25 protein-coding genes are annotated in these 25,890 nt (G+C 63.5%); 12 read left to right on the top strand and 13 right to left on the bottom strand.

The features are described 5' to 3' along the window. Positions 1 to 178: 178 nt before the first annotated feature. Both ACWA1U_RS03415 and ACWA1U_RS03420 read left to right on the top strand, forming a co-directional pair. Positions 179 to 1,147, top strand: a complete 969-nt coding sequence (locus ACWA1U_RS03415; RefSeq protein WP_463723950.1) for a LuxR C-terminal-related transcriptional regulator — start codon at positions 179 to 181, stop codon at positions 1,145 to 1,147. Positions 1,148 to 1,193: 46 nt separating this feature from the next. After that, on the top strand, positions 1,194 to 2,480 hold the full coding sequence (locus tag ACWA1U_RS03420; protein ID WP_463723951.1) for an aminotransferase-like domain-containing protein: 1,287 nt from the start codon (positions 1,194 to 1,196) through the stop codon (positions 2,478 to 2,480). 80 nt (positions 2,481 to 2,560) lie between these two features. Here the strand turns inward: ACWA1U_RS03420 and ACWA1U_RS03425 are convergent, their stop codons facing one another. The 4 genes from ACWA1U_RS03425 to ACWA1U_RS03440 all read right to left on the bottom strand — a co-directional run bounded on the left by ACWA1U_RS03425 (position 2,561) and on the right by ACWA1U_RS03440 (position 7,417). Further along, a complete protein-coding gene (locus tag ACWA1U_RS03425) occupies positions 2,561 to 3,967 on the bottom strand; it encodes a dihydrolipoamide acetyltransferase family protein (protein WP_463723952.1) in 1,407 nt (468 codons plus the stop codon). Positions 3,968 to 3,976: 9 nt separating this feature from the next. Then, complete coding sequence (locus ACWA1U_RS03430; RefSeq protein ID WP_463723953.1) at positions 3,977 to 4,978, bottom strand: alpha-ketoacid dehydrogenase subunit beta; 1,002 nt, start codon at positions 4,976 to 4,978, stop codon at positions 3,977 to 3,979. Further along, the gene (locus tag ACWA1U_RS03435) at positions 4,975 to 6,162 is read right to left on the bottom strand and encodes a thiamine pyrophosphate-dependent dehydrogenase E1 component subunit alpha (RefSeq protein ID WP_463723954.1); all 1,188 of its coding nucleotides are present in this window, start codon (positions 6,160 to 6,162) and stop codon (positions 4,975 to 4,977) included. Before ACWA1U_RS03435 ends, ACWA1U_RS03430 begins: the two co-directional genes overlap by 4 nt. A gap of 118 nt (positions 6,163 to 6,280) precedes the next feature. Continuing rightward, a complete protein-coding gene (locus ACWA1U_RS03440; RefSeq protein ID WP_463723955.1) occupies positions 6,281 to 7,417 on the bottom strand; it encodes a histidinol-phosphate transaminase in 1,137 nt (378 codons plus the stop codon). Between the two features lie 122 nt (positions 7,418 to 7,539). Here ACWA1U_RS03440 and ACWA1U_RS03445 point away from each other — a divergent pair, with 122 nt between their 5' ends. Then, the gene (locus ACWA1U_RS03445; RefSeq protein WP_463723956.1) at positions 7,540 to 7,947 is read left to right on the top strand and encodes a phage holin family protein; all 408 of its coding nucleotides are present in this window, start codon (positions 7,540 to 7,542) and stop codon (positions 7,945 to 7,947) included. Here the strand turns inward: ACWA1U_RS03445 and ACWA1U_RS03450 are convergent. Together ACWA1U_RS03450 and ACWA1U_RS03455 are read right to left on the bottom strand one after the other, a co-directional pair. After that, positions 7,944 to 9,188, bottom strand: coding sequence for a hypothetical protein (locus ACWA1U_RS03450; RefSeq protein WP_463723957.1), 1,245 nt, complete (start codon positions 9,186 to 9,188; stop codon positions 7,944 to 7,946). The two genes, ACWA1U_RS03445 and ACWA1U_RS03450, sit on opposite strands and share 4 nt — an antisense overlap. Next, positions 9,185 to 9,484 (bottom strand): hypothetical protein, encoded by a 300-nt coding sequence (locus ACWA1U_RS03455; protein WP_463723958.1) that lies wholly within the window; start codon positions 9,482 to 9,484, stop codon positions 9,185 to 9,187. Before ACWA1U_RS03455 ends, ACWA1U_RS03450 begins: the two co-directional genes overlap by 4 nt. A gap of 168 nt (positions 9,485 to 9,652) precedes the next feature. On the opposite strand from ACWA1U_RS03455, the gene purB reads away from it, so the two are divergent. The 3 genes from purB (at position 9,653) to pntB (ending at position 14,293) form a co-directional block, all read left to right on the top strand. Continuing rightward, positions 9,653 to 11,089 (top strand): adenylosuccinate lyase, encoded by a 1,437-nt coding sequence (gene purB, locus ACWA1U_RS03460; RefSeq protein ID WP_463723959.1) that lies wholly within the window; start codon positions 9,653 to 9,655, stop codon positions 11,087 to 11,089. A 175-nt stretch (positions 11,090 to 11,264) separates the two neighbouring features. Then, positions 11,265 to 12,821, top strand: coding sequence for a Re/Si-specific NAD(P)(+) transhydrogenase subunit alpha (locus ACWA1U_RS03465; protein ID WP_463724935.1), 1,557 nt, complete (start codon positions 11,265 to 11,267; stop codon positions 12,819 to 12,821). Next, a complete protein-coding gene (gene pntB / locus ACWA1U_RS03470; RefSeq protein ID WP_463723960.1) occupies positions 12,818 to 14,293 on the top strand; it encodes a Re/Si-specific NAD(P)(+) transhydrogenase subunit beta in 1,476 nt (491 codons plus the stop codon). The genes ACWA1U_RS03465 and pntB overlap by 4 nt, the downstream gene beginning before the upstream one ends. A 16-nt stretch (positions 14,294 to 14,309) precedes the next feature. On the opposite strand, the gene ACWA1U_RS03475 is transcribed toward pntB, so the two are convergent. The 4 genes from ACWA1U_RS03475 to ACWA1U_RS03490 all read right to left on the bottom strand — a co-directional run bounded on the left by ACWA1U_RS03475 (position 14,310) and on the right by ACWA1U_RS03490 (position 17,560). Continuing rightward, positions 14,310 to 14,825 (bottom strand): 2'-5' RNA ligase family protein, encoded by a 516-nt coding sequence (locus tag ACWA1U_RS03475; protein WP_463724936.1) that lies wholly within the window; start codon positions 14,823 to 14,825, stop codon positions 14,310 to 14,312. 2 nt (positions 14,826 to 14,827) lie between these two features. Beyond that, positions 14,828 to 15,724: an FHA domain-containing protein gene (locus ACWA1U_RS03480; protein ID WP_463723961.1), complete on the bottom strand. Its 897-nt coding sequence runs from the start codon at positions 15,722 to 15,724 to the stop codon at positions 14,828 to 14,830. Between the two features lie 3 nt (positions 15,725 to 15,727). Next, positions 15,728 to 15,973, bottom strand: a complete 246-nt coding sequence (locus tag ACWA1U_RS03485) for a hypothetical protein (protein ID WP_463723962.1) — start codon at positions 15,971 to 15,973, stop codon at positions 15,728 to 15,730. Positions 15,974 to 16,096: 123 nt separating this feature from the next. Further along, a complete protein-coding gene (locus ACWA1U_RS03490; protein WP_463723963.1) occupies positions 16,097 to 17,560 on the bottom strand; it encodes a cryptochrome/photolyase family protein in 1,464 nt (487 codons plus the stop codon). A gap of 51 nt (positions 17,561 to 17,611) precedes the next feature. On the opposite strand from ACWA1U_RS03490, the gene ACWA1U_RS03495 reads away from it, so the two are divergent. Next, positions 17,612 to 18,328: an AAA family ATPase gene (locus ACWA1U_RS03495; RefSeq protein WP_463723964.1), complete on the top strand. Its 717-nt coding sequence runs from the start codon at positions 17,612 to 17,614 to the stop codon at positions 18,326 to 18,328. Between the two features lie 4 nt (positions 18,329 to 18,332). On the opposite strand, the gene ACWA1U_RS03500 is transcribed toward ACWA1U_RS03495, so the two are convergent. Together ACWA1U_RS03500 and ACWA1U_RS03505 are read right to left on the bottom strand one after the other, a co-directional pair. Beyond that, a complete protein-coding gene (locus ACWA1U_RS03500) occupies positions 18,333 to 19,049 on the bottom strand; it encodes a response regulator (protein WP_463723965.1) in 717 nt (238 codons plus the stop codon). Next, positions 19,046 to 20,641 carry an ATP-binding protein gene (locus tag ACWA1U_RS03505; RefSeq protein ID WP_463723966.1) on the bottom strand — a complete coding sequence of 532 codons (1,596 nt, stop codon included), beginning with the start codon at positions 20,639 to 20,641 and terminating at the stop codon, positions 19,046 to 19,048. Before ACWA1U_RS03505 ends, ACWA1U_RS03500 begins: the two co-directional genes overlap by 4 nt. 190 nt (positions 20,642 to 20,831) lie before the next feature. Here ACWA1U_RS03505 and ACWA1U_RS03510 point away from each other — a divergent pair, with 190 nt between their 5' ends. The 4 genes from ACWA1U_RS03510 to ACWA1U_RS03525 are packed head-to-tail and all read left to right on the top strand — an operon-like array spanning position 20,832 to position 24,325. Then, positions 20,832 to 21,830: a Bug family tripartite tricarboxylate transporter substrate binding protein gene (locus tag ACWA1U_RS03510; RefSeq protein ID WP_463723967.1), complete on the top strand. Its 999-nt coding sequence runs from the start codon at positions 20,832 to 20,834 to the stop codon at positions 21,828 to 21,830. 5 nt (positions 21,831 to 21,835) lie between these two features. Continuing rightward, positions 21,836 to 22,384, top strand: coding sequence for a tripartite tricarboxylate transporter TctB family protein (locus ACWA1U_RS03515; protein WP_463723968.1), 549 nt, complete (start codon positions 21,836 to 21,838; stop codon positions 22,382 to 22,384). Continuing rightward, positions 22,377 to 23,936 (top strand): tripartite tricarboxylate transporter permease, encoded by a 1,560-nt coding sequence (locus ACWA1U_RS03520; RefSeq protein ID WP_463723969.1) that lies wholly within the window; start codon positions 22,377 to 22,379, stop codon positions 23,934 to 23,936. The genes ACWA1U_RS03515 and ACWA1U_RS03520 overlap by 8 nt, the downstream gene beginning before the upstream one ends. Continuing rightward, on the top strand, positions 23,933 to 24,325 hold the full coding sequence (locus ACWA1U_RS03525; protein ID WP_463723970.1) for a universal stress protein: 393 nt from the start codon (positions 23,933 to 23,935) through the stop codon (positions 24,323 to 24,325). Before ACWA1U_RS03520 ends, ACWA1U_RS03525 begins: the two co-directional genes overlap by 4 nt. A gap of 50 nt (positions 24,326 to 24,375) precedes the next feature. Here ACWA1U_RS03525 and ACWA1U_RS03530 read toward each other — a convergent pair whose 3' ends face one another. Further along, the gene (locus tag ACWA1U_RS03530; protein WP_463723971.1) at positions 24,376 to 24,960 is read right to left on the bottom strand and encodes a helix-turn-helix domain-containing protein; all 585 of its coding nucleotides are present in this window, start codon (positions 24,958 to 24,960) and stop codon (positions 24,376 to 24,378) included. 413 nt (positions 24,961 to 25,373) lie between these two features. Between ACWA1U_RS03530 and ACWA1U_RS03535 the strand changes: the two genes are divergently transcribed. Beyond that, on the top strand, positions 25,374 to 25,862 hold the full coding sequence (locus tag ACWA1U_RS03535; RefSeq protein ID WP_463723972.1) for an Lrp/AsnC family transcriptional regulator: 489 nt from the start codon (positions 25,374 to 25,376) through the stop codon (positions 25,860 to 25,862). The last annotated feature ends 28 nt before the right edge of the window (positions 25,863 to 25,890 follow it).

Consider the following 25,890-nt stretch of genomic DNA (forward strand, 5'->3'; position numbering starts at 1 on the left):
AGGGCTAAAAGTGCAAACTTGAAGCATTTATGATGTGCTTGTCATTAAGTGGACATGTCATGTATTTACATGTCGTTTTTTACCTGAAATCCGCGCGATTCCCGAAAATTCTGTCCAGACCGGACAGACGGGGTCTGTAGGCTACCGGTAACAAGCGGACATCCGGAAAGGGACGCCGATGCTCGATGGCATATGCATAGAGCTATACCGCTACGCCGTGGGTAATCCAGGCTGGACCCGATCCGAGGCTTCAGAGGCGCTTGGCTACACCCTACGGGACATAGACTCCGCGATGGAAGTGCTTATTGAGCGCAGATTGTTGAGCGCCCAATCGGCCAAGGAGCACGCTTTTGTGGCCATTTCGCCGGACGTTGCCCTGGCCGATCTCGTCGATGCCGATGAGCGCGCAGTCCAGGACCTTCGCACACGCATTAGTGCCCGGAGGAGGGAGCTGTCGACACTGGTTCCCACCTATCTGGAGGCCAGGAAAGGTGTCATCACCAGCTCCGCCGTCGAGACCCTCGAAGATCCACACCTCATCCATCGCGTTCTGGTTGACTACGGCCGGGATGTCACTGAGAAGGTGCTCATCGCACAACCTGGCCAGGGTTCCACTGCCGACGTCCAGGAGGAAAACGTCCGCAAGGACCTCGAACTGCTGAACAAGGGAGTTGAGCGCCGCACGCTCTACGACATCAGCATTCGTGACCATGTACCGACCAGGAAGGCCGTTGCCGCGATCACCGCCGGCGGTGGGCAGTTTGGCGCCCTGCCCCGCGTTCCCCTGCGCATGCTGATCTTCGATCGGAAGCTCGCGCTCGTCGCCCGGCAACTCAGGCATGATGACAAGGCTGCCCTCGTGGTGCGGGACCCCCATCTGATTCACATCTTCACCCAGTTGTTCGATTTCGCCTGGGAGTTGAGCGAACCGTTCCTGATTGACGAACCAACTCCCTCACCTCTCAACGGCACCCAGCAAGCCATCCTCAAGGGCCTGGCCTCAGGTTATTCCGATGAAGTGATCGCCCGGCGGCTTGAGCTCAACGTCAGGACCTGCCGGCGCCATATCGCCTGGATGCTTGAGCAGCTCAACGCGGACAGTCGCTTCCAGGCAGGCATCAAGGCTCACCAGGCCGGATGGATTTAGAAAACTTCCGTTGTCTATGAGGCAACCCGTCCCTTAGACTCGTCGGGTGACCTCCCAGGATGAACTGAACTCGACGTTTCTGCCGGCCGAAACCGAAGTCGCCCTCGAAAGAGCGGTTGAATCGGCCCACCGCCACGAAGAGCTGTTCTCTGAACGTGCCGCCAACATCAAGCAGTCAGCTGTCCGGGACGTTTTCGACATCTCCATCCGCCCAGGCCTCGTGTCCCTCGCCGGCGGCAGCCCCTACCTGAAATCGCTTCCCCTCGCCGAGCTGGGCAAGACGGCAGAACGCATTGTCGCCGAACATGGCCTCGAAGCGCTTCAGTACGGCGGCGGTCAGGGGATGGAACGGCTTCGCCAGCAGATCTGCGAGGTGATGGCAGCCGAGGGGATCATGGACGCTGACCCCGCCGACATTGTTGTCACCACCGGTTCCCAGTCCGCACAGGATGTCGCGGCCAAGGTCTTCTGCGATCCCGGAGATGTGATTCTCTGCGAGGATCCCACCTACGTCGGCGCCCTCAACACCTTCGAGGCCTACCAGGTGGATGTCCAGGCCGTCCCGATGGATGATCAGGGCCTGATCCCGGAGCAACTCCAGCAAAGCATTGACGATCTGCTCGCGCAGGGTCGCCGCGTGAAGCTGCTGTATACGATCCCCAGCTTCAACAACCCGAGCGGGATCACGATGGCCGCCGATCGGCGCCAGCGGATAGTCGAGATCTGCCGCGCGAACAACATCCTCATCCTCGAGGACAACCCGTACGGACTGCTCCGCTTCGACGGCCATCCGCTGCCGCCCATGCGCGCAGCAAACCCCGACGACGTCATCTACCTTGGTTCGTTCTCGAAGATTTTCGCTCCGGGCGTGCGCCTTGGCTGGGCCCTCGTGCCAAAACACCTGCACCGCCGTTTCTATCTCGCCTGCGAAGCAGTGGTGCTCTGCCCATCGCCACTGACGCAGATGCTGGTTTCCGCCTACCTCGACGAATATGACTGGCAGGGGCACCTGCAAAACACCCGGGCCCTCTACAGCGAGCGTTGCAGCACCATGCTGAAGGCACTCGCTGAGCACCTTCCGGAAGGGGTTTCCTGGACCACCCCCGACGGCGGCTTTTTCGTGTGGGTGACCCTGCCCGAAGGAGTGGACACCTACCCGCTGCTGTATCAGGCGATCGACGCCGGAGTGGTCTTCATCCCCGGTGCCGCCTTCACGCCGTCGGACGAGCCGTCCAACAAGCTGCGCCTCGCGTTCAGTGCGGTCTCACCCGAGGACATCGAGGAGGGCATCAGCCGCCTCGCCCCGATCCTGAAAGCAGCGATCAACGTCTAGCTCTCTGGCGTTGGGTATTCAGATCACCACCAAATTACGGCTGATTACGGTGATTATCTGAATACTCAACGGGGCCATCTCTAGTCCAGCAGGAGCGCCGGCTCCTCAAGGATGGACGCGACGTCGGCCATGAACCGGGCGCTGAGGTCGCCGTCGACCACCCGGTGGTCGAAAGATCCGCCGAGCGTGGTGATCCAGCGCGGAATGACCTCGCCGTCCAGCACCCATGGCTTCTGCTTGATGGTACCGAACGCCACGATCGCCACCTCACCCGGATTGATGATCGGCGTACCGGTATCAATACCAAGCGCGCCAATATTCGTGACCGTTAGGGTGCCACCCTGCATCTCGGACGGCTGGGTCTTGCCCGCGCGGGCGCGCGCAGCCAGCTCGTTGAGGGCAAGTGCCAGTTCCTTCAATGAAAGGTCCTGGGCATCCTTGATGTTGGGCACCATCAGCCCGCGCGGGGTGGCAGCCGCAATGCCCAGGTTCATAAAGTGCTTGACCAGGATCTCGTCATCGGTCCACGTCGCGTTCACTGATGGGTTGCGGGCGGCAGCCCAAATCACCGCCTTGGCCAGGATGAGCAGCGGCGAAACCCTGATCCCCTCGAAGTCGCGGGAGGCCTTGAGCCGCTTCACGAACTCCATGGTGCGGGAAGCATCGACATCCACGAAGATGCTCACGTGCGGGGCGGAAAACGCGCTTTCGACCATGGCTTTTGCAGTGGCCCTGCGGACGCCCTTGACGGGAATGCGCTCGATGCGTTCGTCCTGCGGGCGGGTGGACACACCCCAGAACGACGGCGCCGAGTCCTGTTCAGCGTCACGCTGGGCCTGATAACTCATGAGGTCCTGTTTGGTCACTTCTCCTGCAGCGCCGGTGGCTGGAACGTCAGCGAGATCGATTCCCAGGTCGCGTGCCGCCTTCCGCACCGGCGGTTTCGCGAGCGCACGCGCAGCTGACCCGGACGGTAGGACGTGGGCGACGGCGGCCGGCACCGTGGCGAGAGGAGCCGCGGAAGTTGCTGGCGCCGTCGTCGTCGTGTTTATTGTTGCGTGCGGGCGGAGGGGGCGGTCTGTGCGGGGGCGGCGGCGGGCGGAATCGGCCTTGGGTCCGGTGCCGACCAGTGAGGTTCCGCCTTCTTCCGCGGCCGACGACGGCGGGGCGGCCTGCGCGGGCGGGGTCACCAGCTCGCCGGGAACGTGGTCGGCGGCGGGTGGAGTGTCGATGGGACCTGCGGCCCCCGATGGTGAGACGGAGATGATGGGCGTACCCACCGGGACTGTCTCGCCCTCCTGGACGAGAAGCTCTGCGACCGTGCCGGCATAGGGCGAGGGCAGTTCCACGAGCGACTTGGCTGTTTCGATCTCGACGATGACGTCGTTGACGGCCACGCTTGCGCCGGGAGCCACCATCCAGCGGACGATCTCGGCTTCGGTGAGGCCCTCTCCCACGTCCGGGAGTTTGAAGGTATTCAGCGTCATGAGTTCCTTCTAGTAAGCGAGTGCGGCGTCGAGCGAGTGCAGGATGCGGTCGATGTCCGGGAGGTAATGCTCCTCCGTGCGGGCCGTCGGGTAGGGCAGGTGGAAACCGCCCACTCGCTGGACCGGGGCTTCGAGGGAGAGGAACGCACGTTCGGTCACGCGGGCGGCGATTTCCCCACCGATACCCCCGAAGGTCGGTGCCTCATGGGCGATCACAAGCCGGCCGGTTTTTTGCACTGAAGCGGTCACTGTGTCGAAGTCGATCGGTGAGATGGAGCGGAGGTCAATGACCTCGACGCTCGTGCCGTCCTCCGCTGCGGCAGCCGCAGCGGCCAGCGCCGTGGGCACCAACGGGCCGTACGCGACGACGGTGGCGTCGGTTCCCTCCCGCAGGATCTTCGCCTCAAACGGGCTAACTGGTACCGCTTCGGTATCGACCTCGCCCTTGAGCCAATAGCGGCGCTTGGGCTCGAACACGATCACAGGGTCGGTGCAGTCGACGGCCTGCTGGATCATCCAGTAGGCATCGTGCGGGTTGGAAGGGGTAATGATCCTAAGCCCCGCGGTGTGGGCGAACAGGGCCTCCGGAGACTCCGAATGGTGTTCGATGCTGCCGATTCCACCGCCGTACGGGATCCGGATGACCACGGGTGCGGTCAACTGGCCGTCACTGCGTGCGTGGATCTTGGCCAGCTGTGTGGTGATCTGGTTGAACGCGGGGAAGACGAAGCCGTCGAACTGGATCTCACACACCGGACGGTAGCCGCGCAGCGCCAGGCCGATGGCCGTTCCGATGATGCCGGACTCCGCAAGCGGCGTATCCACTACTCGGTCCGCCCCGAATTCTGCCTTGAGGCCCTCCGTCACGCGGTACACGCCGCCGAGGTCCCCAATGTCCTCTCCCATGAGCAGCGCGGTGGGGTGGGTGGTCAGTGCCGCACGCAGACCCTCATTGATTGCTTTGGCGATGGTCATGGTGGTTGAGGTGGTTACTGCGTTCAACGTGGTCATCCCTGCTCCCCCTCCTGCGCCCCAAACCCGGCTTCATACGCCCGCCAGGCCTTTAGCTCTTCCTGCACGAGTGGGTGGGCTTCGGCGTAGGTGGTGGCGAAGCGGTGCTCGAGGCCCGGTGACTGCATGGCCAGGACGTCGGCGCGCAGCTTCTTGCCAAGTTCCACCGCCTCCCGCTCCAGCTCGTCGAAGAAGTCATCCCCGGTGCCCGTGGCGCGCAGTCGCAGCTCAACGCGGGTAAGGGGGTCCCGGGGAATCCACTCGTGTTCTTCGGCGAGCTGGCGGTACTTGGTGGGGTCATCCGCAGTCGTATGGGCACTCATGCGGTAGGTGAACGCCTCGATCAGCACCGGCCCCCCGCCGTTCCGTGCATGTTCCAGCGCCCATTCGGTGACTGCGCGCACGGCCAGTATGTCGTTGCCGTCCACTCGTATGCCCGGAAAACCGTAACCCTGGGCGCGGTGGGCCAGCGGGACGCGCGACTGGACTTCAGTAGGAACGGAGATTGCCCAGTGGTTGTTCTGGCAGAAGAAGACAACCGGTGCGTTGAACGACGCCGCGAAGACCATCGACTCGTGGATGTCCCCTTCCGAGCTGGCTCCGTCGCCGAAGTAGGCCACTGTGGCGGCCTTGGGCAGCTGCGGTTGAGCTGCCTGGTCCCGCTGCATTCCCATCGCGTATCCCACAGCGTGCGGGGCCTGCGCTGCGAGCACCAGCGTGTAGAGGTGGAAGTTCGAGTCCTTGGGATTCCACCCGCCGTTGGTGATGCCGCGGAACAGCTTCAGCAGGTCGGCGTACTCCACTCCGCGAGCCACTGCCACAGCGTGCTCGCGGTAGGTGGGAAACACGTAGTCCTGCGGCAGGAGTGCTGCCGCAGAGCCCACCTGGGCGGCTTCCTGGCCGCGCATCTGGACCCACAGGGCCAGCTCTCCCTGGCGCTGCAGGGCAGTAGCTTCCTGGTCAAAACGCCTGATGAGGTACATCTCGCGGTAAAGCGATTGAAGGTCCACTTCCCGGGGCTCGTAGCCGTTGAAGTGTCCCGAACGGAGTTCACCCTCCGGCGTGAGGAACTGCACCATGTCGGGTTGGCTCTGGGCGGACCCCGGCGCGAGCGTCGAGGCCCGGTGCGCGTCCGACTGCTCCTCGGCGTCGAACTCGGCCGCTGGTAAGCGTGATGATCCCATTGGTTCCTCGCCGATCATATTCCGTCTCGGGTATACAGTCCCGGGTTTCATGCGCGAAGGCGCATTTTCCGTTCTACCAGACTAACGACGACTGCGGTGACCACCTATTTATGAAGTGCTAGGAAACTCCGGGTCCCTTTGTGTAGGTTGCACAAAGCTCGAGGAAGCGGGAGTTGGCCTCCGGTTCGCCGATGCTGACGCGGATGCCCTCCGTCCCGAACGCCCTGACGGACAGTGCCTGCTGCGCCGCAAGCGCGGCGAATTCCGGCGTGTTCCCGCCGAGGGCCAACCAGACGAAGTTTCCCTCAGCCTCGGGGATCGTCCAGCCCAAGCTCCGGAGGCCGGCGACCACCCTGGCCCTCTCATCGACGATGGTTTGAACGCGCTGACGGACTTCACCGATGCTGCGCAGCGAGGTAACCGCAGCGTGCTCCGCCACCTGCGAAACGGCGAATGGGGTGGCGCTGACGCGAAGGTGCTGGGTCAGTTCCGGCTGCGAAATGGAGTACCCCACCCTCAGGCCGGCAAGCCCGTGTGCCTTGGAGAAGGTGCGGAGAACGATGACGTTCGGATAGTCGCGGTACAGCGGAAGCCCCTGGACCGCTTCGGGATTGCGCACGAATTCGAGGTAGGCCTCATCAAGCACCACCACCACATGGCTGGGGACCTGTGTCAGGAAGTTGCGGACCTGTTCCTCGGTGAGGGCCGGCCCCGTGGGGTTGTTGGGGGTACACAGCAGGATGACCCTGGTGCGGTCGGTGATCGCTGCGGCCATTGCTTCAAGGTTGTGGGTGGCATCCTCGTTGAGGGGAATCTGGACGCTCTTCGCGCCGGCCAGTCCCACGCAGATGGGGTAGGCCTCGAAGGAGCGCCACGGGTAGATGACTTCATCGGGAGCGTCGAAGTCATTCTGGCCAGCGAACGCAGCGAGGATCTGGTTGAGCGCGCCAAGGCTGCCTGCGCCGGTGACGATGTCCTCGGCCGGCACACCAAGGAAGGTGCTGAGTTCGGCGCGGAGGGCTGTGGTCATGGGGTCCGGGTAGCGGTTGATCGCCGTCTGCTGCGCGATTGCCTCCAGCACGGCGGGCAGCGGTGGGAGCGGGTTCTCGTTGGAGGAAAGCTTGAAACTCTCAAGCCCTTCGATTGCGACCGGAGGCTTGCCGGCGGCGTACCGGGGAAGCCGTCCCAGCACGCTACGCGGCGGGATGCCGGAGGCCTGGTCCGCAGCAACATTGGTGTGGTTTTCAGCGCTCATGCCCTCAAGCGTACTGGCGAGCTGGCCGAGGGGCCCGCGCCGAGCGCCAGCGAGGAGATGGGAGGCGAGGGAGCGCGTACTGGCCGAGGGGGGCGCACAGAGACATGTGAAAACATGGATGCATGCTTAAGTTCATCGTGAGGGTCGGAATCAACGCAGTTGCACTCCTGGCAGCAGCGTGGCTCCTGCCCGGTATCGAGCTAGGGTCCGAAGCGGCCACCGAGGCTTCGGGCAACGATGTGGCCGGCGGCGTGCTGTCCTATCTGTTCGTCGGTTTGGTGTTCGGGGTGGTGAACGCGCTGGTCAGGCCCATTATCTCCCTGCTCTCGCTGCCCCTGACCATCCTCACCCTCGGACTGTTCACCGTGGTGATCAACGCAGCCATGCTGATGCTCACTGCGTGGCTGACCTCCTTCACGCCCATCCAGTTCACCGTCGACAGCTTCTTCTGGACTGCGATTCTTGGCGCGATCATCATCAGCCTCGTCTCACTGGTTGCCGGTGCCATCACCGGAAACAACAAGCGCTAACGGCCCAGATTCCGGACCCGGTGGCCGCCGGGCTTGCCTGCCCCCGTCCCGGAAGGTGAAGGCCTGGGCGGCGCCAAGGGCGGCCGGGCAACAGAGAAGACATGCCGTTTCGCGACCCCTCCGGCGAGCGCTGCACCGAGTGCTGCGGTAACGGGCGCCACGGAAGGGTGTGTGCTGGCGTCAACGGCGCTCGCACCCGTCTGGTAGGACTGCAGCTTATGCGCTGGCCCCAACCCGAATTCTTCGCCGGGAGCCAGGTACACCGGATTATCGAGAAGCACCGACACCTGGTTCCGCGCGTCCACCGCCCGTGCCAGGTCACCCTCAGGCACCAGATCCAACCTGTGCTTCAGATGGAGGTAGTTGGTACCAGCTGGTGCCACCTCATCATCAGTGGGTGATCCAGCAGTGATGACTGTGCTCACGCTGTAGTTTTCCTGCACAGGACCACTGTTGGCCAGGTTCATGGCGTGCATGCCGCCCTGGCTGTAGCCGACCAGTACAACGTTGGCGCCCTCCGGTGCACCAACCTCCGCTAGTCCGCGGGCCACCGCATTGTTCACGTAGCGACTGTCTGCCTGCTCTGCTTCCAGGATGCCGAAATTGCTGAACGGGTCTTCCCACTCCGAACCCTCGGTGCCTTGAAGCACCACCACGAAGGTCGGCCCGTCCTCTCCCTCCACTTCCAGGACCTCAAAAGCTGAACCCGGCTCCTCCCGGACCGCCGGCACACGGGCTAAGAGAGCTCCCACCGTCCCGCTCAGGCAGATCTCTGAGGTTTTTGTCTCGGTGATGGCCAGTGGAAGTGAGAGGAACGGCAAAGCGTTGGCGCTGGAGTTGAGATCCCGGAAAACAGCGGCGCCAGCCGCGAACTGGAGGCCCAAACTCAGCTCCGCCATTTCATACGCAACCCGGCTGAGGCGGATCCTGGTTATCGCTCCCTCCAGCTCTGACTTGGCGGTCAGCAACCCTGCCTGCGCTAGGTGATGCGCCTCGAGCGCGAGTGATCCGGCCGTGTGAGCCTGAGCGCCGGCTGGCGTGTTCTGCATGTTGGTGATTCCCACGGCCATCCAGCCGGTGCCATCGACCACCTCACGCAAGCGCTCCACCGCACCCTCAATAGCCAGTGCCCCCCGGTCAAGCTCGTCAAACTGGAAGCGTATGCCGCCGACGCCGCCAATAACCCAGGCCATGGCATCCTGGTCCGGAGGATTGTCAAGGGGGAGGTAGTCCTGGCTCATTGCCCGACCGTCTCAGTAGCTTCGGCCGCCCGCAGCGCGGCGCTGTAGGCATCGAGTGAAACTGCGGCCTCGCGCATGAGTAAAGCGGCATCGGCAACTGCCCGAATCCGCTCGTCGAGGTACTCCTTGAACCTCCGCCCGGCCGGTGACTCCCAGGAGATGTCCCGGACGCCACGAAGACGCGAGCGAACCTCTTCAAGGGTCTCCGCATGGACACGCAGATTCCCCGCATACCCAGCTACCAGCTCACTGGACGCACCACCATCCCCAAGCGCCGCCGTCGTAGTCTGATACATCCTTCCGCCCCCTTCACTCCGTGTCCCGCCCTTCTTCAAACCGTAGGCAGGCGGGCAACGGGCGACGGCGGGAGTCCGGGCTATGTGCGTAAGTCGCCCGTAATTGGTGGCTGTTGAGTAGGAGTCATGCAATCTGGAAAAGACGCGGGTCGTGGAAGAATTGGGATCATGCCTACAACTCCTTCCCGGGTAAACCTTGCTTCCGTGTCGATACACCAGGGTGAAAGCCAGGTGCCCATCGCGCTGGGCCCGCTCGATGGCAGGTACCGGCCGGCATCGGCTACACTGGTTGACTACCTGTCGGAAGCGGCCCTCAACCGCGACCGTGTGCACGTTGAAGTTGAGTGGCTCATCCACCTGACCCAGAATGCAGTGTTGCCCGGCACCGCTGCGCTCTCAGCCGACCAGGAAGCGGCGCTGCGGGAGATCGTCACCTCATTCGATGGGGCGTCCGTGAGCGAACTGGCGGAAATCGAGCGCGTCACGGTTCACGATGTGAAGGCCGTTGAGTACTTCATTGGCAGCCGTCTCGAGGGCATCGGCATTTCCAACCTGAAGGCCCTGGTCCATTTCGGATGCACCTCCGAAGACATCAACAACCTCTCCTACGCCCTCGGAGTGAAGGGTGCTGTCGAGGACGTCTGGCTGCCTGCTGCCGCTTCCCTGGTGGAGCAGATCGCCGCGATGGCAGAGGAGTCCCGCTCCGTGCCGATGCTCTCGCGGACGCACGGGCAACCCGCCACGCCAACCACGCTCGGCAAGGAACTCGCCGTCGTCGCGCACCGGCTGAACCGGCAACTTGAGCGCATCCACCGCACCGAATACCTCGGCAAGATCAACGGCGCCACCGGCACCTACGCGGCTCATGTCGCTTCCGTTCCAGGCGCGGACTGGGAGCAGGTCGCACGGGACTTCGTTGAAGGGCTCGGGCTCACCTGGAACCCGCTCACCACGCAGATCGAATCCCACGACTGGCAGGCCGAGCTCTACGCAGACGTAGCCCGGTTCAACCGCATCCTCCACAACTTCTGCACTGATGTGTGGAGCTACATTTCCATCGGCTACTTCGCGCAGGTGCCCGTGGCTGGGGCCACCGGCTCATCCACCATGCCGCACAAGGTCAACCCGATCCGCTTCGAAAACGCGGAAGCGAACCTCGAGATTTCGTGCTCCCTGCTGGACGTCCTTGGCTCCACCCTCGTCACCTCCCGTTGGCAGCGGGACCTCACGGACTCCTCATCGCAGCGCAACATCGGTGTTGCATTCGGGCACTCGCTGCTCGCCATCTCGAACGTGGCCAAGGGACTTGAGCGCCTCGACGTAGCCGACGCCGTCCTCGCGGCTGATCTCGACACCAACTGGGAGGTGCTCGGCGAGGCGGTTCAGATGGTGATGCGTGCCGAGGCGATCGCGGGTGTGCCGGGCATGGAAGACCCCTACGAGCGGGTCAAGGACCTGACCCGCGGGCATCGTGTTGATGGTGAGCGGATGCGGGAATTTGTGCTCGGGCTGGGATTGTCGCCCGACGCCGAGCAGCGCCTGCTCGCCCTGACCCCCGGCACGTACACCGGTATCGCCGGCAGCCTGGTCGACCACCTGCGCTAACCCGCGTCGGTAAGAAGGGGCAGCAGCCGGGGCATCACTCTCGCAGGGAAAATTGAACAACACCCTCGAGGGCGCCAGGAGGCGGATTCCTTTCTTAATGCTTTCCTAAAAGAAGAATCTTTCAGTGTGCCGGGCAACGATGCCTAAGGCCGTCGGTTGATGAGAGTGAGTGAACGTGACGCGTATCGGCGTTGTGGCTGAGTTGGGCCGCGAGACAAGGGTGGCGGCGACGCCTGCCACCGTGAAGCAGTTGTTGGGTTTGGGCTACGAGGTTGTGGTCGAGAAGGGTGCGGGGACGTCAGCTTCGTTCCGCGATGAGTCCTATGCCGAGGCTGGTGCGCTCATTGTTGGTGCAGATGAGGCGTGGGGGTCTGAGGTGGTGCTGCGGGTCAATCCGCCCACTGACGACGAAATCGGGCGTTTGGCTGAGGGCGCGACGCTGATTGGATCGTTGGCGCCTGGTTTGCGGCCTGAGTTGGTGGAGGCGTTGGCGGCGCGGCCGATCACGGCGTTGGCGTTGGATGCCGTGCCCCGAATCTCGCGGGCGCAGTCGATGGACGTGCTCAGTTCGATGGCGAACATTGCCGGGTACCGTGCCGTCATTGAGGCCGCGCACGAGTTCGGCCGGTTCTTCACCGGACAGGTAACCGCTGCGGGCAAGGTTCCGCCTGCCAAGGTTCTGGTGGCCGGCGCCGGTGTCGCCGGGCTGGCGGCGATCGGTGCCGCGTCCAGTCTGGGCGCTATTGTGCGCGCGACGGACCCACGGCCGGAGGTCGCCGAACAGGTGAAGTCCATCGGCGGCACTTACCTCAAGGTTGAGGTGGAGGAGGAAATGAAGTCCTCCGACGGGTACGCGAAAGCCACGTCCGAGGCGTACAACGCCCGGGCTGCGCAGATCTACTCGGACCAGGCAGCTGATGTGGACATCATCATCACCACCGCCCTCATCCCGGGGCGTCCAGCACCGAAGCTACTCACAGCCGAAGACGTAGCGGCGATGAAGTCCGGCAGCGTGATCGTGGACATGGCGGCGGGACAGGGCGGGAACGTCGAAGGCTCTGTCGCCGGGGAACGCGTCGTCACTGACAATGGTGTGGTGATCCTGGGTTACACGGATCTCCCGGCCCGGTTGCCGGCACAGGCATCCCAGCTCTACGGGACAAACCTGGTGAACCTGCTTAAGCTCCTGACCCCGGACAAAGACGGGCAGCTGCGGATCAACTTCGAGGACGTCGTGCAGCGTTCGGTGACCGTGGTCCGGGAAGGGGAGAAGACCTGGCCGCCGCCCCCGGTCCAGGTTTCCGCCGCACCCGCAGCCACCACGCAGGCACCGGCCGCCGAAAGCACTGCGCCAAAGAAGAAGGAAGGCCTCAGCGCACGCGCCAAAGCCGGGCTCTTCGCCGTCGGGATCGCGGTTCTTTTCGCGATCAACGCGGTCGCTCCGGCGCCGCTGCCCCAGCACTTCACGGTTTTGATGCTTTCCATCGTGGTCGGCTTCTACGTCATCGGGAAGGTCCACCACGCCCTGCACACCCCGCTGATGTCCGTCACGAACGCGATCTCGGGGATCATCGTCGTCGGTGCGCTGCTGCAGGTTACTTCGGAGAGCCCGGTCATGCAGATTCTCGCGGCCGTTGCTGTGCTGCTGGCCAGCATCAACATCTTCGGCGGGTTTGCCGTCACCCGGCGCATGCTCGCCATGTTCTCCCGCGGAAACGGGGCACGTAAATGAGCGCCGCAACCGAAATAGCAGCAGGAAATCTGACCAGGAGCTTCACCGTGCCCGACGCCATCTCCGGTCCGCTGACCGCAGAATCCATCGCGGGGGCGGCCTACATCGTCGCGGCCCTGCTGTTCATCCTCAGCCTCGCAGGGCTGAGCAAGCATGAGAAGGCCAAGGCAGGTGTCGTTTACGGCATCGCAGGGATGGGCATTGCCCTCGCCGCGACGATCTGGCTGACCCTTCAGGACGCTTGGGGCACCGGCCACTCCCTGACCGGCTTGGGGCTGCTCGTCGCGGCGGTCGTGGTCGGCGGTGCCATCGGGCTCTGGCGCGCGCGTGTCGTCGAGATGACGGGCATGCCTGAGCTGATCGCGTTGCTGCACAGCTTCGTGGGTCTCGCTGCGGTGCTCGTAGGGTGGAACGGACACCTCGAAGCCCCGGAACTCACTGGCGCCCTGAACGATATCCACCACGCAGAAGTCTTCATCGGGGTCTTCATCGGCGCCGTGACGTTCACCGGCTCCATCGTGGCCTATCTGAAACTCTCCGCCAGGATGAAGTCCTCACCCTTGACGCTGCCCGGCAAGAACGTGATCAACCTCGGTGCCCTCGCCGCGTTCGTCGCCCTGACCGTCTGGTACGTCAATGATTCCCAACTGTGGCTCCTCGTCGTCGTCACCTTGCTGGCCCTCGGACTGGGCTGGCACCTGGTGGCCTCCATCGGCGGCGGCGACATGCCCGTCGTCGTCTCCATGCTCAACAGTTACTCCGGCTGGGCTGCGGCAGCTGCGGGCTTCCTGCTCAACAACGACCTGCTCATCATCACCGGCGCCCTCGTCGGATCCTCTGGCGCTTACCTGTCTTACATCATGTGCAAGGCCATGAACCGGTCCTTCATCTCCGTGATTGCCGGTGGGTTCGGCATCGCTGCACCTGCGGCAACGGACGCCGAGCACGGCGAGCACCGCGAAATCACTGCCGAGGCAGCCGCTGAGATGCTCACCAACGCCTCCACCGTGGTCATCACCCCCGGGTACGGCATGGCAGTCGCCCAAGCCCAATACCCCGTCGCTGAACTCGCTGACCAACTGCGCGAACGGGGGGTGGATGTGAAATTCGGCATCCATCCCGTTGCCGGCCGCCTGCCCGGGCACATGAACGTACTTCTCGCTGAAGCCAAGGTGCCGTACGACATCGTCCTGGAGATGGACGAAATCAACGATGACCTCGGCGGCACCTCCGTGGTGCTGGTCATCGGGGCGAATGACACGGTCAACCCGTCGGCAGCAGAAGATCCGAACAGCCCCATCGCCGGTATGCCCGTGCTCCGCGTCTGGGAAGCCGACAACGTCATTGTCTTCAAACGCTCCATGGCCGCAGGGTACGCCGGTGTTCAGAACCCCCTGTTCTTCCGCGACAACTCGCAAATGCTGTTCGGCGACGCCAAACAACGTGTCGAAGACATCCTCCGCGCCTTCTAGGAGCAGACACCTTCAGTCAGGAGGCGAGCGCCGTCGTCGTTTTCAGGTTGCTGTCCCAGCGCCGCAGGTGGGTGAACGTGACTCCGCTGGGGTCAGGTGGGAGGAGTTCGACGGCGCGCGCGAGCTGTTCCGAGCTCAACCCGCGGGCCAGCGTGATGTGCGGGACCCAGCGGCCGGGGAGGCTGGTGGCTGCGGTCTTCGGATCCTCCGGTAGTGCCGCGTGCACCCGGCGGTGCAGATCGAGTAACGAACCGCCGACGACGACGAGTCGCGCCAGCACGAAGCCTTTCCCCGTGCGGAACGTGACCAGTCCTGCACAGGACGCTTCTACCGGAAGCAGGGCGCCGAGTTCGCCGAGCCCGGCATCCTGATCCGATGGGATGGACGGGGCTGCAACGAGCGTGACGTGCGGACGGTTCGAGGCCGCGGTGTGCCGTGCCTGCGACGGGAGGCCAGCCTCCAGCAGCATGTTCCAGTCCGTCAGGACGGACTCCTCGGATGCCGGGTCCAGGAGCAATTCGACGCTATCCATGCTCACCGCGGATTTTGGCGGTAATCACCGTATCCGATTGATCCATCCTCCTCGACCGAGCCCGTTCGGGGATCGAACTGCGGCCGCTGGTAAGCCAGCTCGCCGCCGCTCCTACCGCCGAAGGGACGGCCGTGGTCCGCATACTCTTCGCGGAAGTAGGCAAAACACCAGTCCCCGAGGTGCACACGCGCTCCCGTCCGGAGGATGGTGGGGCCCAACGAGCTGACGCTTCCGCTCACTGGTCCAACCGGAACAAGAACGTATTCGTCGTTGGCGTTGTGTTCCACTGTCGCGTGGACCGGGAGCAGCCCGGGTAACACCAGGTCGGAGTCCGGCGCGCTCCCCATCACGGTGCTGACCTCGCCGAGATTGAACTCCCTGGGGATCTGCCCGCTGTAGCGTTCGGAGTTCTGGACGAAGATCAGCCGCGGGCGCCCGCTGCCGGGGGCGGCATGGGTGGTAGTCACCTGCCGCTTGATCCTGCGGTTGACCGTCGGAACAAGTGGGAACGGGGTCGAAGGGGGCAGTTGGGGAGAGTTGTTGCTCCTGCCGCGCGTCCGGATCAGGGGCGCCAACGCAGCCGGGGAACCAACGCGGATGTGTGGGGACCGGGTCATCAGGCGCTGCACCATGGAAGTATCCACCGTGCCGATGCTGACGATGGTGCCGCTCGGGCCCGTCACGGTGACTGTGAGGCCCTGCTCGGCGAGCCCGGCTGCCAGATTGCGGACGCTGTCCAGAGAACCTGCTCCACCGAAGGAAGCGACGGATGGGTCCTCGCAGAAGATGGTGACCTCAGTGCCGGCCGCTTTCACGGTTCCGCTCTGGGTCCCGCCGTCGTCGGACTGGTCCGTGACGGAAAAGGCGAGGTCGATGTCCAGCCGGACCCGGCGTGGCATGGATTAACCCCGGTGGGCGTCTGAACCCTGGGCGTCATTGTCGCTGGTGGTCACGCGCAATGTTCCGTTCAGTTTCCAGGTGGCGCGTGGCGCGTCGGGGCCGATGTCGCGAGGCACTTCGACCGTCATGTCGATGAAGCTGTAATTGACAGCAGCACCCTTGCCGGTCAGGTAGGACCACATTTCTTCAGCGAGATCTGCCCAGTCGCGGATGTTGTGACTGGTATCAGGAGAGGTATTTTCAGACATGGTGAGTTCCTTGCGTCTTCGATGCATCTTCGCTATGTCTGGCGCCCTCTACCCGCCTGACCTTACCGTTCGAGCCTAGCCCGGATGCCCGCCCGTGGATACCGTTCTGCTACCCGGACTCACTCAGGTAAGCCAACGCTTCGCCTCAACGGCCAACTCGTCGCGACGGGTCTCGTCCATCCGGTCAAGGAGGCGCACACTCATGCTCGACCGGGGATTCCGCGCCAGCAACTCGCGGTAATCCGCGACGAACTGCCAGTACAGCGCATCCCACGTGAGTTGCCAATCCCCCTTTGGCAGGTCGCTCATCTTCCTCAGGTAGTTGCTGCCGCTGACGTATGGCTTGGTGGTGATGGCGTTGCCGACGGCGAACTGGCTCATCGCGTAGACGTTAGGGACCATCACCCAGTCATAGGCGTCGATGAACATGGTCATGAACCACTCGTAGGTGTCATCCGGGTGGATCCGGAGCAGGGCTGCCGCGTTTCCCAGCACCATGAGCCGCTCGATGTGATGGGCGTAGGCGGTTTTGAGAACCCGTCGGATGACCGTGTCCATAGGCTCGATGCCCGTGGTGCCCTCGTACCAGGAGCCATCCAGCCGTCTGGTCATGCCGAGGCGGTTCCCGCTGCGGATCTGCCTGCCATGCAGCGCGTAGGACGCCCGCATGTACTCGCGCCACCCGATGATCTGGCGCACGAAACCCTCGACACTCGCGATGGGAGTGTTGTGCCGCGCAGCGAAGTCGAGGGCGAGTTCGACGACGTCGGCCGGGTTGAGCAGCCCCGTGTTGAGGCTTGAGCTGAGGGCTGAGTGGAACAGGTAGGAGTGGGGTTCGGAGATAGCGTCCTCATAGGGACCGAAGAGCTCGAAGCGCTCCGCAAGGAAGGCCTCCAGGGCGTCGGACGCTGCATCGTGCGTGACCGGCCAATTGAAATTGTCGGCAGATCCCGGATTGTCCGGAAACTCTTCCCCGACCCATTCCCGGGCGAACCTGACGTCGTCGTCGTTCTCGTTAAAGGTTGGGAGGACGGGCACCATGAGCTTCTTCGGCAGCTTTTTGCGGTTCTCGGTGTCGAAGCTCCACCGTCCGCCAGTTGGGCCGCCATCCTCCTCGATGAGCACGCCGAGGCGTTTGCGCTGCCATTCGTAGAAGTTCTGCATGCGCCAGCCGTTACCGGAAAAGTACTGCTGCAGGTCAGGCATGCTGCAGATGAAGGACGGGCTCTCCTCGACGGTTGGTTCGATTCCCAGCTGCCCCAGCGTATGGGTAAGGCGCTGCTGCAGCCAGTCGTCGACGACGTCGTAATAGGTGCAGGTGGTTGCCCCGGCACTACGCAATAATTCAACGAGCCGCTCCTGGCTTGGCTGGGTTGAGCTGGACTCGACATACTCGACCTCGCGGCCCGATTTCTCCAGCCGGCGCGCGAAGGCTTTCATGCTCGCCCGGTGCAGGATCAGTTTCTGTACGTGAAATGCGTACTGGCGGAAGAACAGGTCATCCTCCACGAGGATGTAGCGCCTGGACGCGGGGGCCAGCAGATGTTCCTCGAAGAGTTGGTGCGGGAAGATCAGCTGAACGTCCATGTGCTCAGGGTAGTACCGCAGCGTGTCGGCGGGGGCTGCAAGACTGGGGTCATGGCATTCGACCGGTACCCCATTCGGCGGCTTGAGGAGCGGCAGGCAGAGCCTCTCGAGCGCGGTAAGTGGCCGGCCACGCTGCCACCAGTTGCACAGCTGCTCGAGAAGGGCCTGGACCTCGGACCTGCGACAATCTTCGTCGGAGAGAACGGGTCAGGTAAGTCCACACTGGTGGAGGCAATCGCGGCTGCGTACGGGCTTTCGGTGGAAGGCGGCTCGACGGGCGCGATGCACCGTACGCGGGCTTCCGAGTCTGAGCTGTCCGAGCACCTGCAGCTGGTCCGCAACGCCGGGACCACCCGGCGTGGGTACTTCCTCCGGGCCGAAACCATGCACGGGTTCTTCACCTACCTGGAGAAGAATCCTGGGCCGCGTGACGCGGCTTTCCACGAGATGTCACACGGCGAATCCTTCCTCGAGCTCGCCGTGGACCGGTTCCGTGGAGCGGGGCTCTGGGTGCTCGATGAGCCCGAGTCAGCGCTGTCCTTTTCCGGCTGCCTTGCCCTGGCGGGGGTCCTGAAACAGTTGCTCGCGGAAGGGAAGTCGCAGGTGATTCTGTCCACGCACTCGCCCCTGCTCGCCGCCCTGCCAGGTGCGCGCATCCTCGAAGTGGGTGACTGGGGCTTGCGGGAGCGAGCCTGGGAGGACCTGGACCTCGTCCACAACTGGCGCGAGTTCCTGAAAGCGCCTGAGCGGTACCTGCGACACGTCTGAATGTTTACGCGCGCGTCCAGACGTAGAACTTTTCCGGCCGTCCCGCCGTCCCGTACTTCGGCACAATGCGCGCGCTGCCCTGGGTAACGAGAAACTCGAGGTACCGGCGCGCGCTCACCCTCGCAAGGCCTAACCGAGTTGCGATCTCGGACGCTGACGCACCGTCCGGCGCCGAACGCAGCGCTCCGATCACTGATTCCAGGGTCGGTTCCGAGAGCCCTTTGGGCACTCCCCGGGAGATGGGCGGACGGCCTGCGGGACCACCGTCTGGCACAGTTGCCAGCAACCTGTCGATTCTCTCCTGATCAAGGCCCGACTTCGAGGAGCTATGCTCCAGGATCCTCGTCCGGTGCTGCACGTAGTCGTCGAGCCGTTGCATCAGCACGCGCGAATTGAACGGCTTCACCAGATAGTGCAGCACCCCACCTGCCATGGCCGCGCGAACAGTTTCGAGCTCCCGCGCCGCGGTGATGGCGATGATGTCCACGGGTTCGCCAGGCAGATTCCTCGCGGCGCGCAGCACCTCGATCCCGGAAATATCCGGCAAGTGGATATCGAGCAGCACCAACTCCGGCTTCAGCGCGCGGATCTTCGCCAGCGCGGCCTCCCCCGAGTGGACGACGCCGACGACCTCGAAGCCGCCATGCGCCAGCAGGAACCCCGTGTGAACACCGGCAATTTCCTGGTCGTCATCGACGACCAGCGTCCTGATGGCCCTCACAGCACCAGCGGTTCCCGGTGGGCCGTCCGTGCCGCGCGGTCATCAGTCGGGTCGGGGCCCAGTGTGACAGTTATCTCCGCACCCCCGAGCACGGACTCTTCGATGATCACAGCACCATTTCGGCGTTGCGCGACCCGCTGGACCAGTGCCAGGCCGAATCCGCGCGAGCCCGCCCCCGCGGATTCCTTCGTCGAGAAACCGGAGGAAAAGATGCGCTCGTGCAGCTCCTCAGGAATGCCGGGACCGTTGTCCGACACCGTAAGCGAGCATCCCTGCTCATGGGTATCGAGCCGAACATGAATGACACCGTTGGACCCGATCGCTTCCATCGCGTTGTCAATCAGGTTGCCGAGCACCGTCACTGGGTCAGTGCTGCCGTCCGGGTCAAGGGTGGAACCTTCATCCACCAGCAGGGAAATGCCCTTCTCCGCGCAGATGGTGCTCTTGGCCATGAGCAGGCTCGCGACGTCAGGGTCCGTCACTCCCGGTGACAGTTCACCGGAGACAACCGAGCCGCCGTGGCCGGAACGGGAAATGAAGTCCACCGCCTGGCTGGTGCGCCCAAGTTCCAACAGCCCGGAAATGACGTGCATCTTGTTGGCGAACTCGTGGGCCTGGCTTCGCAGCGCCTGGGTGACGTCGCGGGCGCCGTCGAGGTCCAGCAGTAGCTGGTGCAGTTCGGTCCGGTCACGCAGGATGAGGACGCTGCCCACCCGGCGACCGTCGACGACGGCGTCACTCGCCCGTGCGAGGAGCACCCGCTCCCCCACGAGGACCGTTTCATCAGCATCGCCCGCCAAACCGAACATCCGGTCCAGCGCGGGCTCAAGTACGTCCCTGGCGAGCCGCCCCTGGGCGTCGTCCCCGAGATCGAGCAATCTCTTGGCTTCGTCATTGAGCACCGCGATCCGGCCCTGCTCGTCAACTGCGACGACGCCCTCCCCGATCCCGTGAATCATGGCGTCCCGGGTTTCCAGCAGCCCGGCTATCTCTTCCGGTTCAAGCTGGTAGATCCTCAGCCAGATCAGGCGGGAGATCCAGATTGAACCGGCGGTTCCGGCGAGCGCAGCAATGACCAGCCACCCGAGGAGCTCCGGCAGGTCTTCCTGCAGGTCGGCAGCGAGGGTTGACTCGAGCGTTCCCACGGACGCGGTCCCGATGATGGTTCCGTCGTCAGCCCAGATCGGCACCTTCACCCGCCAGGATTCTCCGAGCGTTCCGGTCTGCGTGCCGATGAAGGTCTCACCGGACAGCGGAACGGACGGGTCTGTGGAGACCATCCGCCCAATCAGGTCCGGGTTGGGGTGCGAGTAGCGGATCCCGGCGTCGTCGGTCACCACTACGTAGGTGACGCCGGTTGCCTGGGTGGTGAGCTCGGCGATGGGCTGGATCACCGAACTGGGGTCGGGGTCATCAAAGGCGTCAACGACAGACGGCAACTGGGCAACAGAGCGGGCTACTCCGACCATTCGCGACTGGTAGGCGTCGCGGATCTGCTGCTCCTGCATCCGCACCGCCACTGAACCGGCTACAAGCACAACGACCAGCACGATCAGCAGTTGCAGGAAGAACAACTGTGATCTAAGCGACATTGACCGGATCATCTTTACATTTTGGCACGTAGAACGGTATGGAGGGCCGTTGATTCCATGTTCATAAAGACCACTAAGCACGTTGTGACCGTATGGTTCCTAAACCAAATTCCCCTCCCTACGCTTGACCAGAACCTGTGGTGAGGCACATCACATGTTCTGACCCGTTCTAGGAAGGAACCCCGTCACAATGAAGCTCGATAGCACAATGAAGCGCTTTTCGGCTGTGGGCACCATCGGCCTCGCATCTGTCCTCGCCCTGTCCGCATGCGGCAGCTCCACCGGCGGTGGATCTGAGGAGGCCGGTATCGATCGGCTCAACATCATCGTTCCCGCCGATCCCGGTGGCGGTTGGGACCAGACCGGGCGTGCAATGCAGAAGGACCTGCAGGAAAACGACTTGGTGGGCAACGCGTCCGTCGTGAACGTAGGCGGTGCGGGCGGCACAAACGGCCTGGCACAGCTGGCGACCGAGCAGAACCCTGACACGTTGATGGTCATGGGTTACGTCATGGTCGGTGCCGTGGAAACCAACGCAGCAGCCAACCGGATCGAGGACACCACACCGATTGCCAGGCTCACGGAAGAGCCGCTGATCGTCGTCGTACCCGCGGACTCCCCTTTCGAAACCATCGATGATCTCCTCTCAGCCATTAAGGCAGACGGCCAGGGCGTCGCGGTGACCGGTGGATCCGCCGGTGGAGCTGACCACATCCTGGCCGGCCAGATGCTGAAGGAATCCGGTATCAGCCCGGAGAACCTCAACTACATTCCCTACTCGGGTGGTGGAGAATCGCTCGCCGCGCTGCTGGGCAACAAGGTGCAGGCCGGCATTTCCGGTGTGGGTGAATACGCAGAGCAGGTGAAGGCCGGCAAGCTCCGCGCACTCGCCGTATCGGGTGAGGAGCCAGCCGCCCAGCTTCCCGATGTCCCAACTCTCACTGACGAGGGTGTGGACCTCGTCCTGACCAACTGGCGCGGCGTAGTCGCACCGGGAAACATCGACGAGGCGAAGGCTGCTGAGCTGACGGCACTGGTCACCGAAATGGCGGAAACCGAGACCTGGAAGGCCACCCTCGAAACGAACGCGTGGTCGGACGCATTCCTCGCCGGAGATGAATTCGGTACCTTCCTCGAAGAGGACATCGCCACGGTCAAGACCACGCTCACCGAGATCGGCCTGCTGTAACAGTCATGAGCGTTCCCACCAAGCAGTCGCCGGGCGGAAACGGTGTTGACGCCGCACCCGCCCGGCCTATCGGAGAACTCGTCTTCGCGGGGATCATCGTCCTGATCGGAGTCATCGGCTTCGTTGCCGGGGCAGGTATTCCCGTTCCCCCATCCGCTGGCGTGGTGGGTCCCAAGGTCTTCCCGTTCATCGTGTCGGGGATCCTCGTGGTGATCGGGGTCGGTCTCGTCATCCAGTTGCTGCGCGGACACACCGGCGCAGCCGAAGAGGGCGAGGATATTGATCCCAATGTGAAGACGGACTGGCTCACCGTCGGCAAGCTCGTCGGGTTCCTTGCGGTCCACATCGCGCTCATCGTCCCGCTGGGCTGGCCCGTGGCGGCGGCCGTGCTGTTCTTTGGCGCCGCCTGGTCCCTCGGAGCCAAGCCCTGGTGGCGTAACGCGATTATCGCCGTCGTACTCGCCCTGATCCTTCAGTTCGTCTTCGCCGGGCTGCTCGGCGTCTCCCTGCCGCCGGGGTTCCTCCTGGAAGGGGTGGAAATCTTCAATGGATAACTTCCTTGCACTGCTTGAGGGCTTCAGTGTCGCCATGCAGCCCATCTACCTGCTGTATGCGCTGGGCGGAGTGCTCGTTGGAACCGCCGTCGGCGTGCTGCCCGGTATCGGTCCGGCAATGACCGTTGCCCTGCTGATGCCCATCACCTACAGCCTCGACCCCACGGCGGCGATCATCGTCTTCGCGGGGATCTACTACGGCGGTATGTACGGCGGCTCCACCACCTCGATCCTGCTCAACACACCCGGCGAATCAGCGTCCATTGTCACAGCCCTCGAGGGCAACAAGATGGCGAAGGCGGGCCGGGGAGCTGCAGCGCTTGCGACGGCGGCGATCGGCTCCTTCATCGCGGGGACGATCGCCACGGTGCTGCTGAGCTTCGTCGCTCCCTACGTTGCCGAATTCGCGGTGCAGATCGGGCCGACCGAGTACGTGGCCCTGATGATCGTTGCTTTCCTGACCGTCGGTGCGTTGCTCGGGGCCTCAGCGTTGCGGGGCCTGGCGTCCCTGGCACTTGGCCTGTTCATCGCCCTCATGGGCGTCGACGCCCTTACCGCGCAGCAGCGCTATACATTCGGTAGCCCCTTCCTCGCGGACGGGATCGACGTCGTCCTGGTTGCGGTGGCGCTCTTCGCCGTCGGCGAGGCACTCTACGTCGCTTCACGGCTACGCCACGGTCCGGTCAAGGTGATCCCGGTTGCGGGACGCTGGACCAGCTGGATGCGGCGCGAAGACTGGAAACGCTCGTGGAAGCCCTGGCTGCGCGGAACCTTCATCGGCTTCCCGGTCGGCACCATCCCGGCCGGAGGGGCCGACGTCGCCACCTTCCTTTCCTATGCGTCGGAACGAAAGCTTGCCAAGGGTGAGCGGCGCAAGCAGTTCGGCAAGGGTGCCATCGAAGGAGTTGCCGGTCCGGAGGCCGCGAACAATGCGGCTGCGGCTGGCGTGCTGGTCCCCCTGCTGACCCTGGGTATTCCGACGACGGCGACAGCAGCAATGATGCTCGTCGCGTTCCAGCGCTACAACATCCAGCCCGGTCCGCTGCTGTTCGAGGTCGAGGGCGCGCTGGTATGGGCACTCATCGCAAGCCTCTATGTAGGCAACCTGATGCTGTTGGTGCTGAACCTGCCGCTCGTGGGCATCTGGGTGAAGATCCTCCAGATCCCCCGCCCTTATCTCTATGCAGGGATTCTCGTTTTCGCAGCGATGGGGGCCTTCTCGGTCAACTTCACGCCCGTGGACGTTTTCATCCTGCTCATTGTCGGTGTTCTGGGATTCTTCATGCGCCGCTATGGCTATCCCATTGCACCGCTGGTAGTCGGGATCATCCTCGGCCCCATCTTTGAGGATCAGCTGCGGCGGTCGCTGGCAATCTCTCAGGGTGACCCAATCGCCCTGGTCAGCACGCCGATCGCGGCGGGAATCTATATAGCACTCCTGGTCATTTTCGCCCTGTCCTTCTGGCTTAGGCGCAGGCAGCAGGCGATGGAATCAGAGGTCGCCACTGAGCCTCATACCGAAGCAGTCAACGTGAAGGACGGAGAACGATGAGCTCGATCGTGCTCGGCTATGTGCCGAACGCACTTGGCGATGCTGCGGCTGCCGCAGCAATCGGTGAGGCGAAGCAACGGGGCGGTGCCGTCGTCGTCGTCAATACCACCCGGGCCGACCGCCTGGTGGACCCGGCCTACGCCGACGACGACGACATGGCCCGGATTCAGGAGATCTTTCGGGATGCGGGGGTCGAGTTCACAGTGGATCACGGTACCTCTCGGGACACCGCTGCGGAGGTGGTACTTGAGGCGGCGGAGCGTCACTCAGCAGACCTCATCGTCATCGGGCTCCGCCACCGCACCCCGGTTGGCAAACTGATCATGGGATCGACGGCGCAAGCCATACTGCTGGGATCGAAGTGCAACGTGCTGGCGGTCAAGGCCTGATCTGTCGCTGACCCCGGTCCTGACCCGGCTTCGGCCGGGGTCAGGACACTTCAGGACAGTTTCGGCCGGGCGCGGACATGCATGCGTTCGCCCTGTTGGCCGAAGAGGCTGATGAACTCCACCGCCTGGCCGTTGGCGCTCGCGAACCAGTGCGGTGTGTGGGTGTCGAACTCGGCGGCCTCGCCCGGCCCGAGCACGAAATCATTCTCGCCAAGTACCAGCCGCAGTGATCCGTTCAGGATGTACAGCCACTCGTAACCCTCGTGGACCTGCAGGTTCGGCTCGGTGCCACGCGCGTTTCCGGGGAGCACCATCTTGAAGGCCTGGACGCCGCCGGGGCGCCGCGTCAGGGGAATGGCCGTCATGCCGTGGTGCTCTATGGGCCGCAGGTGGATCCGCGGATCGCCGGTTAGCGGAGCGCCAACCAGATCGTCGAGCGGTACGCCGTACAACTGCGCAATAGGCAGGAGCAGCTCGAGGTTAGGGCGCCGCTGGCCGGACTCGAGACGGGACAGGGTGCTCACCGACACCCCCGATGCTGCAGACACGTCATTGAGCGTCAGGTTGCGTTGAACCCTCAGCGCGCGGAGGCGTGGACCGACGGCGTCGAGGACGGATTCGTAGTCTGAGGTCATCGCTCAATTTTGCCACGGCGGCAAACAGTTTTGCGAATATGGAGCGCCAATTCTGTGCACCGTCGTTTGCGGACAGTCCATTTGCTTGGGGGAAAATCGCTTTCAGTGGTAGGCATATTCTTCCCGCGAGGCAACCGGAAGGTGAGGTGGTGGGAAACCGTGCAGGGATGACGCAGCGGACGGACGGTAACTCGTCGTAGGAGCACACTTCCAGCAACCGAGGAGGAGGTGTGCTCCTCGAATGCTTCCCGAAACCCAAAAAAAGCTGTACCTTTCCGGGCGTTCTGTCACCTATCTAGCCGGAAAATCGATTGTCTGTGCAACAGTAGGGACAAGTACTGGTCAATCTGACTACGCCTCAGTCCGCTAGATCGTCAAAACTGGTCACCCTGACCGCGAGAAGAAGGAAAGCCATGGTTGTCGACAAAGCAGGACGCCCGATTAATGACGCGATCGATCGTGCTGTCCTCGAGGCGCTGGACGCTGATCCCAGAATGACCATCCTCGCGATCGCACATCGCACAGGTCTCGCCCGCGGAACCGTTCAAGCCCGCTTGGAACGGTACGAGCGCTTGGGAGTGCTCAGGGCCAACAGCGTCCGGATCGATCCAGCAGCCCTCGGCATGGGTATCTCCGCCCATGTAGCGGCCGAGCTTGACCAACACAGGATCGACATTGCAGTGGAGGGCTTGCGTGCCATCCCGGAAGTCATCGAATGCCTCGCCCCGGCGGGAGAAACAGACCTTCTCTGCCGGGTAGTGGCACGGGACCCCGATGATCTGTACCGGGTATCAGAGGAAATACGACTCTGCCCAGGAATCCTCCGAACCAGAACAAGCATGTTCCTTCGCCAACCCATTCCCTACCGGATAAGCCCGCTACTAGCCACCCTCGCCAAATAGACTCAGTGCGGAGCTGTGAATTGGATAT

The sequence above is a fragment of the Arthrobacter sp. TRD_SC_6 genome, from assembly GCF_055361185.1.

What these genes read in the sequence shown, in the direction of transcription:
- ACWA1U_RS03415 (WP_463723950.1), top strand. Translation starts at nt 179, where the DNA reads ATGCTCGATGGCATATGCATAGAGCTATACCGCTACGCCGTGGGTAAT.
- ACWA1U_RS03425 (WP_463723952.1), bottom strand. Translation starts at nt 3,967, where the DNA reads ATGACGCTGAATACCTTCAAACTCCCGGACGTGGGAGAGGGCCTCACC.
- ACWA1U_RS03430 (WP_463723953.1), bottom strand. Translation starts at nt 4,978, where the DNA reads ATGACCACGTTGAACGCAGTAACCACCTCAACCACCATGACCATCGCC.
- ACWA1U_RS03435 (WP_463723954.1), bottom strand. Translation starts at nt 6,162, where the DNA reads ATGGGATCATCACGCTTACCAGCGGCCGAGTTCGACGCCGAGGAGCAG.
- ACWA1U_RS03440 (WP_463723955.1), bottom strand. Translation starts at nt 7,417, where the DNA reads ATGAGCGCTGAAAACCACACCAATGTTGCTGCGGACCAGGCCTCCGGC.
- ACWA1U_RS03445 (WP_463723956.1), top strand. Translation starts at nt 7,540, where the DNA reads ATGCTTAAGTTCATCGTGAGGGTCGGAATCAACGCAGTTGCACTCCTG.
- ACWA1U_RS03450 (WP_463723957.1), bottom strand. Translation starts at nt 9,188, where the DNA reads ATGAGCCAGGACTACCTCCCCCTTGACAATCCTCCGGACCAGGATGCC.
- ACWA1U_RS03455 (WP_463723958.1), bottom strand. Translation starts at nt 9,484, where the DNA reads ATGTATCAGACTACGACGGCGGCGCTTGGGGATGGTGGTGCGTCCAGT.
- purB (WP_463723959.1), top strand. Translation starts at nt 9,653, where the DNA reads ATGCCTACAACTCCTTCCCGGGTAAACCTTGCTTCCGTGTCGATACAC.
- pntB (WP_463723960.1), top strand. Translation starts at nt 12,818, where the DNA reads ATGAGCGCCGCAACCGAAATAGCAGCAGGAAATCTGACCAGGAGCTTC.
- ACWA1U_RS03475 (WP_463724936.1), bottom strand. Translation starts at nt 14,825, where the DNA reads ATGGATAGCGTCGAATTGCTCCTGGACCCGGCATCCGAGGAGTCCGTC.
- ACWA1U_RS03480 (WP_463723961.1), bottom strand. Translation starts at nt 15,724, where the DNA reads ATGCCACGCCGGGTCCGGCTGGACATCGACCTCGCCTTTTCCGTCACG.
- ACWA1U_RS03485 (WP_463723962.1), bottom strand. Translation starts at nt 15,973, where the DNA reads ATGTCTGAAAATACCTCTCCTGATACCAGTCACAACATCCGCGACTGG.
- ACWA1U_RS03490 (WP_463723963.1), bottom strand. Translation starts at nt 17,560, where the DNA reads ATGGACGTTCAGCTGATCTTCCCGCACCAACTCTTCGAGGAACATCTG.
- ACWA1U_RS03495 (WP_463723964.1), top strand. Translation starts at nt 17,612, where the DNA reads ATGGCATTCGACCGGTACCCCATTCGGCGGCTTGAGGAGCGGCAGGCA.
- ACWA1U_RS03505 (WP_463723966.1), bottom strand. Translation starts at nt 20,641, where the DNA reads ATGTCGCTTAGATCACAGTTGTTCTTCCTGCAACTGCTGATCGTGCTG.
- ACWA1U_RS03510 (WP_463723967.1), top strand. Translation starts at nt 20,832, where the DNA reads ATGAAGCTCGATAGCACAATGAAGCGCTTTTCGGCTGTGGGCACCATC.
- ACWA1U_RS03515 (WP_463723968.1), top strand. Translation starts at nt 21,836, where the DNA reads ATGAGCGTTCCCACCAAGCAGTCGCCGGGCGGAAACGGTGTTGACGCC.
- ACWA1U_RS03520 (WP_463723969.1), top strand. Translation starts at nt 22,377, where the DNA reads ATGGATAACTTCCTTGCACTGCTTGAGGGCTTCAGTGTCGCCATGCAG.
- ACWA1U_RS03525 (WP_463723970.1), top strand. Translation starts at nt 23,933, where the DNA reads ATGAGCTCGATCGTGCTCGGCTATGTGCCGAACGCACTTGGCGATGCT.
- ACWA1U_RS03530 (WP_463723971.1), bottom strand. Translation starts at nt 24,960, where the DNA reads ATGACCTCAGACTACGAATCCGTCCTCGACGCCGTCGGTCCACGCCTC.
- ACWA1U_RS03535 (WP_463723972.1), top strand. Translation starts at nt 25,374, where the DNA reads ATGGTTGTCGACAAAGCAGGACGCCCGATTAATGACGCGATCGATCGT.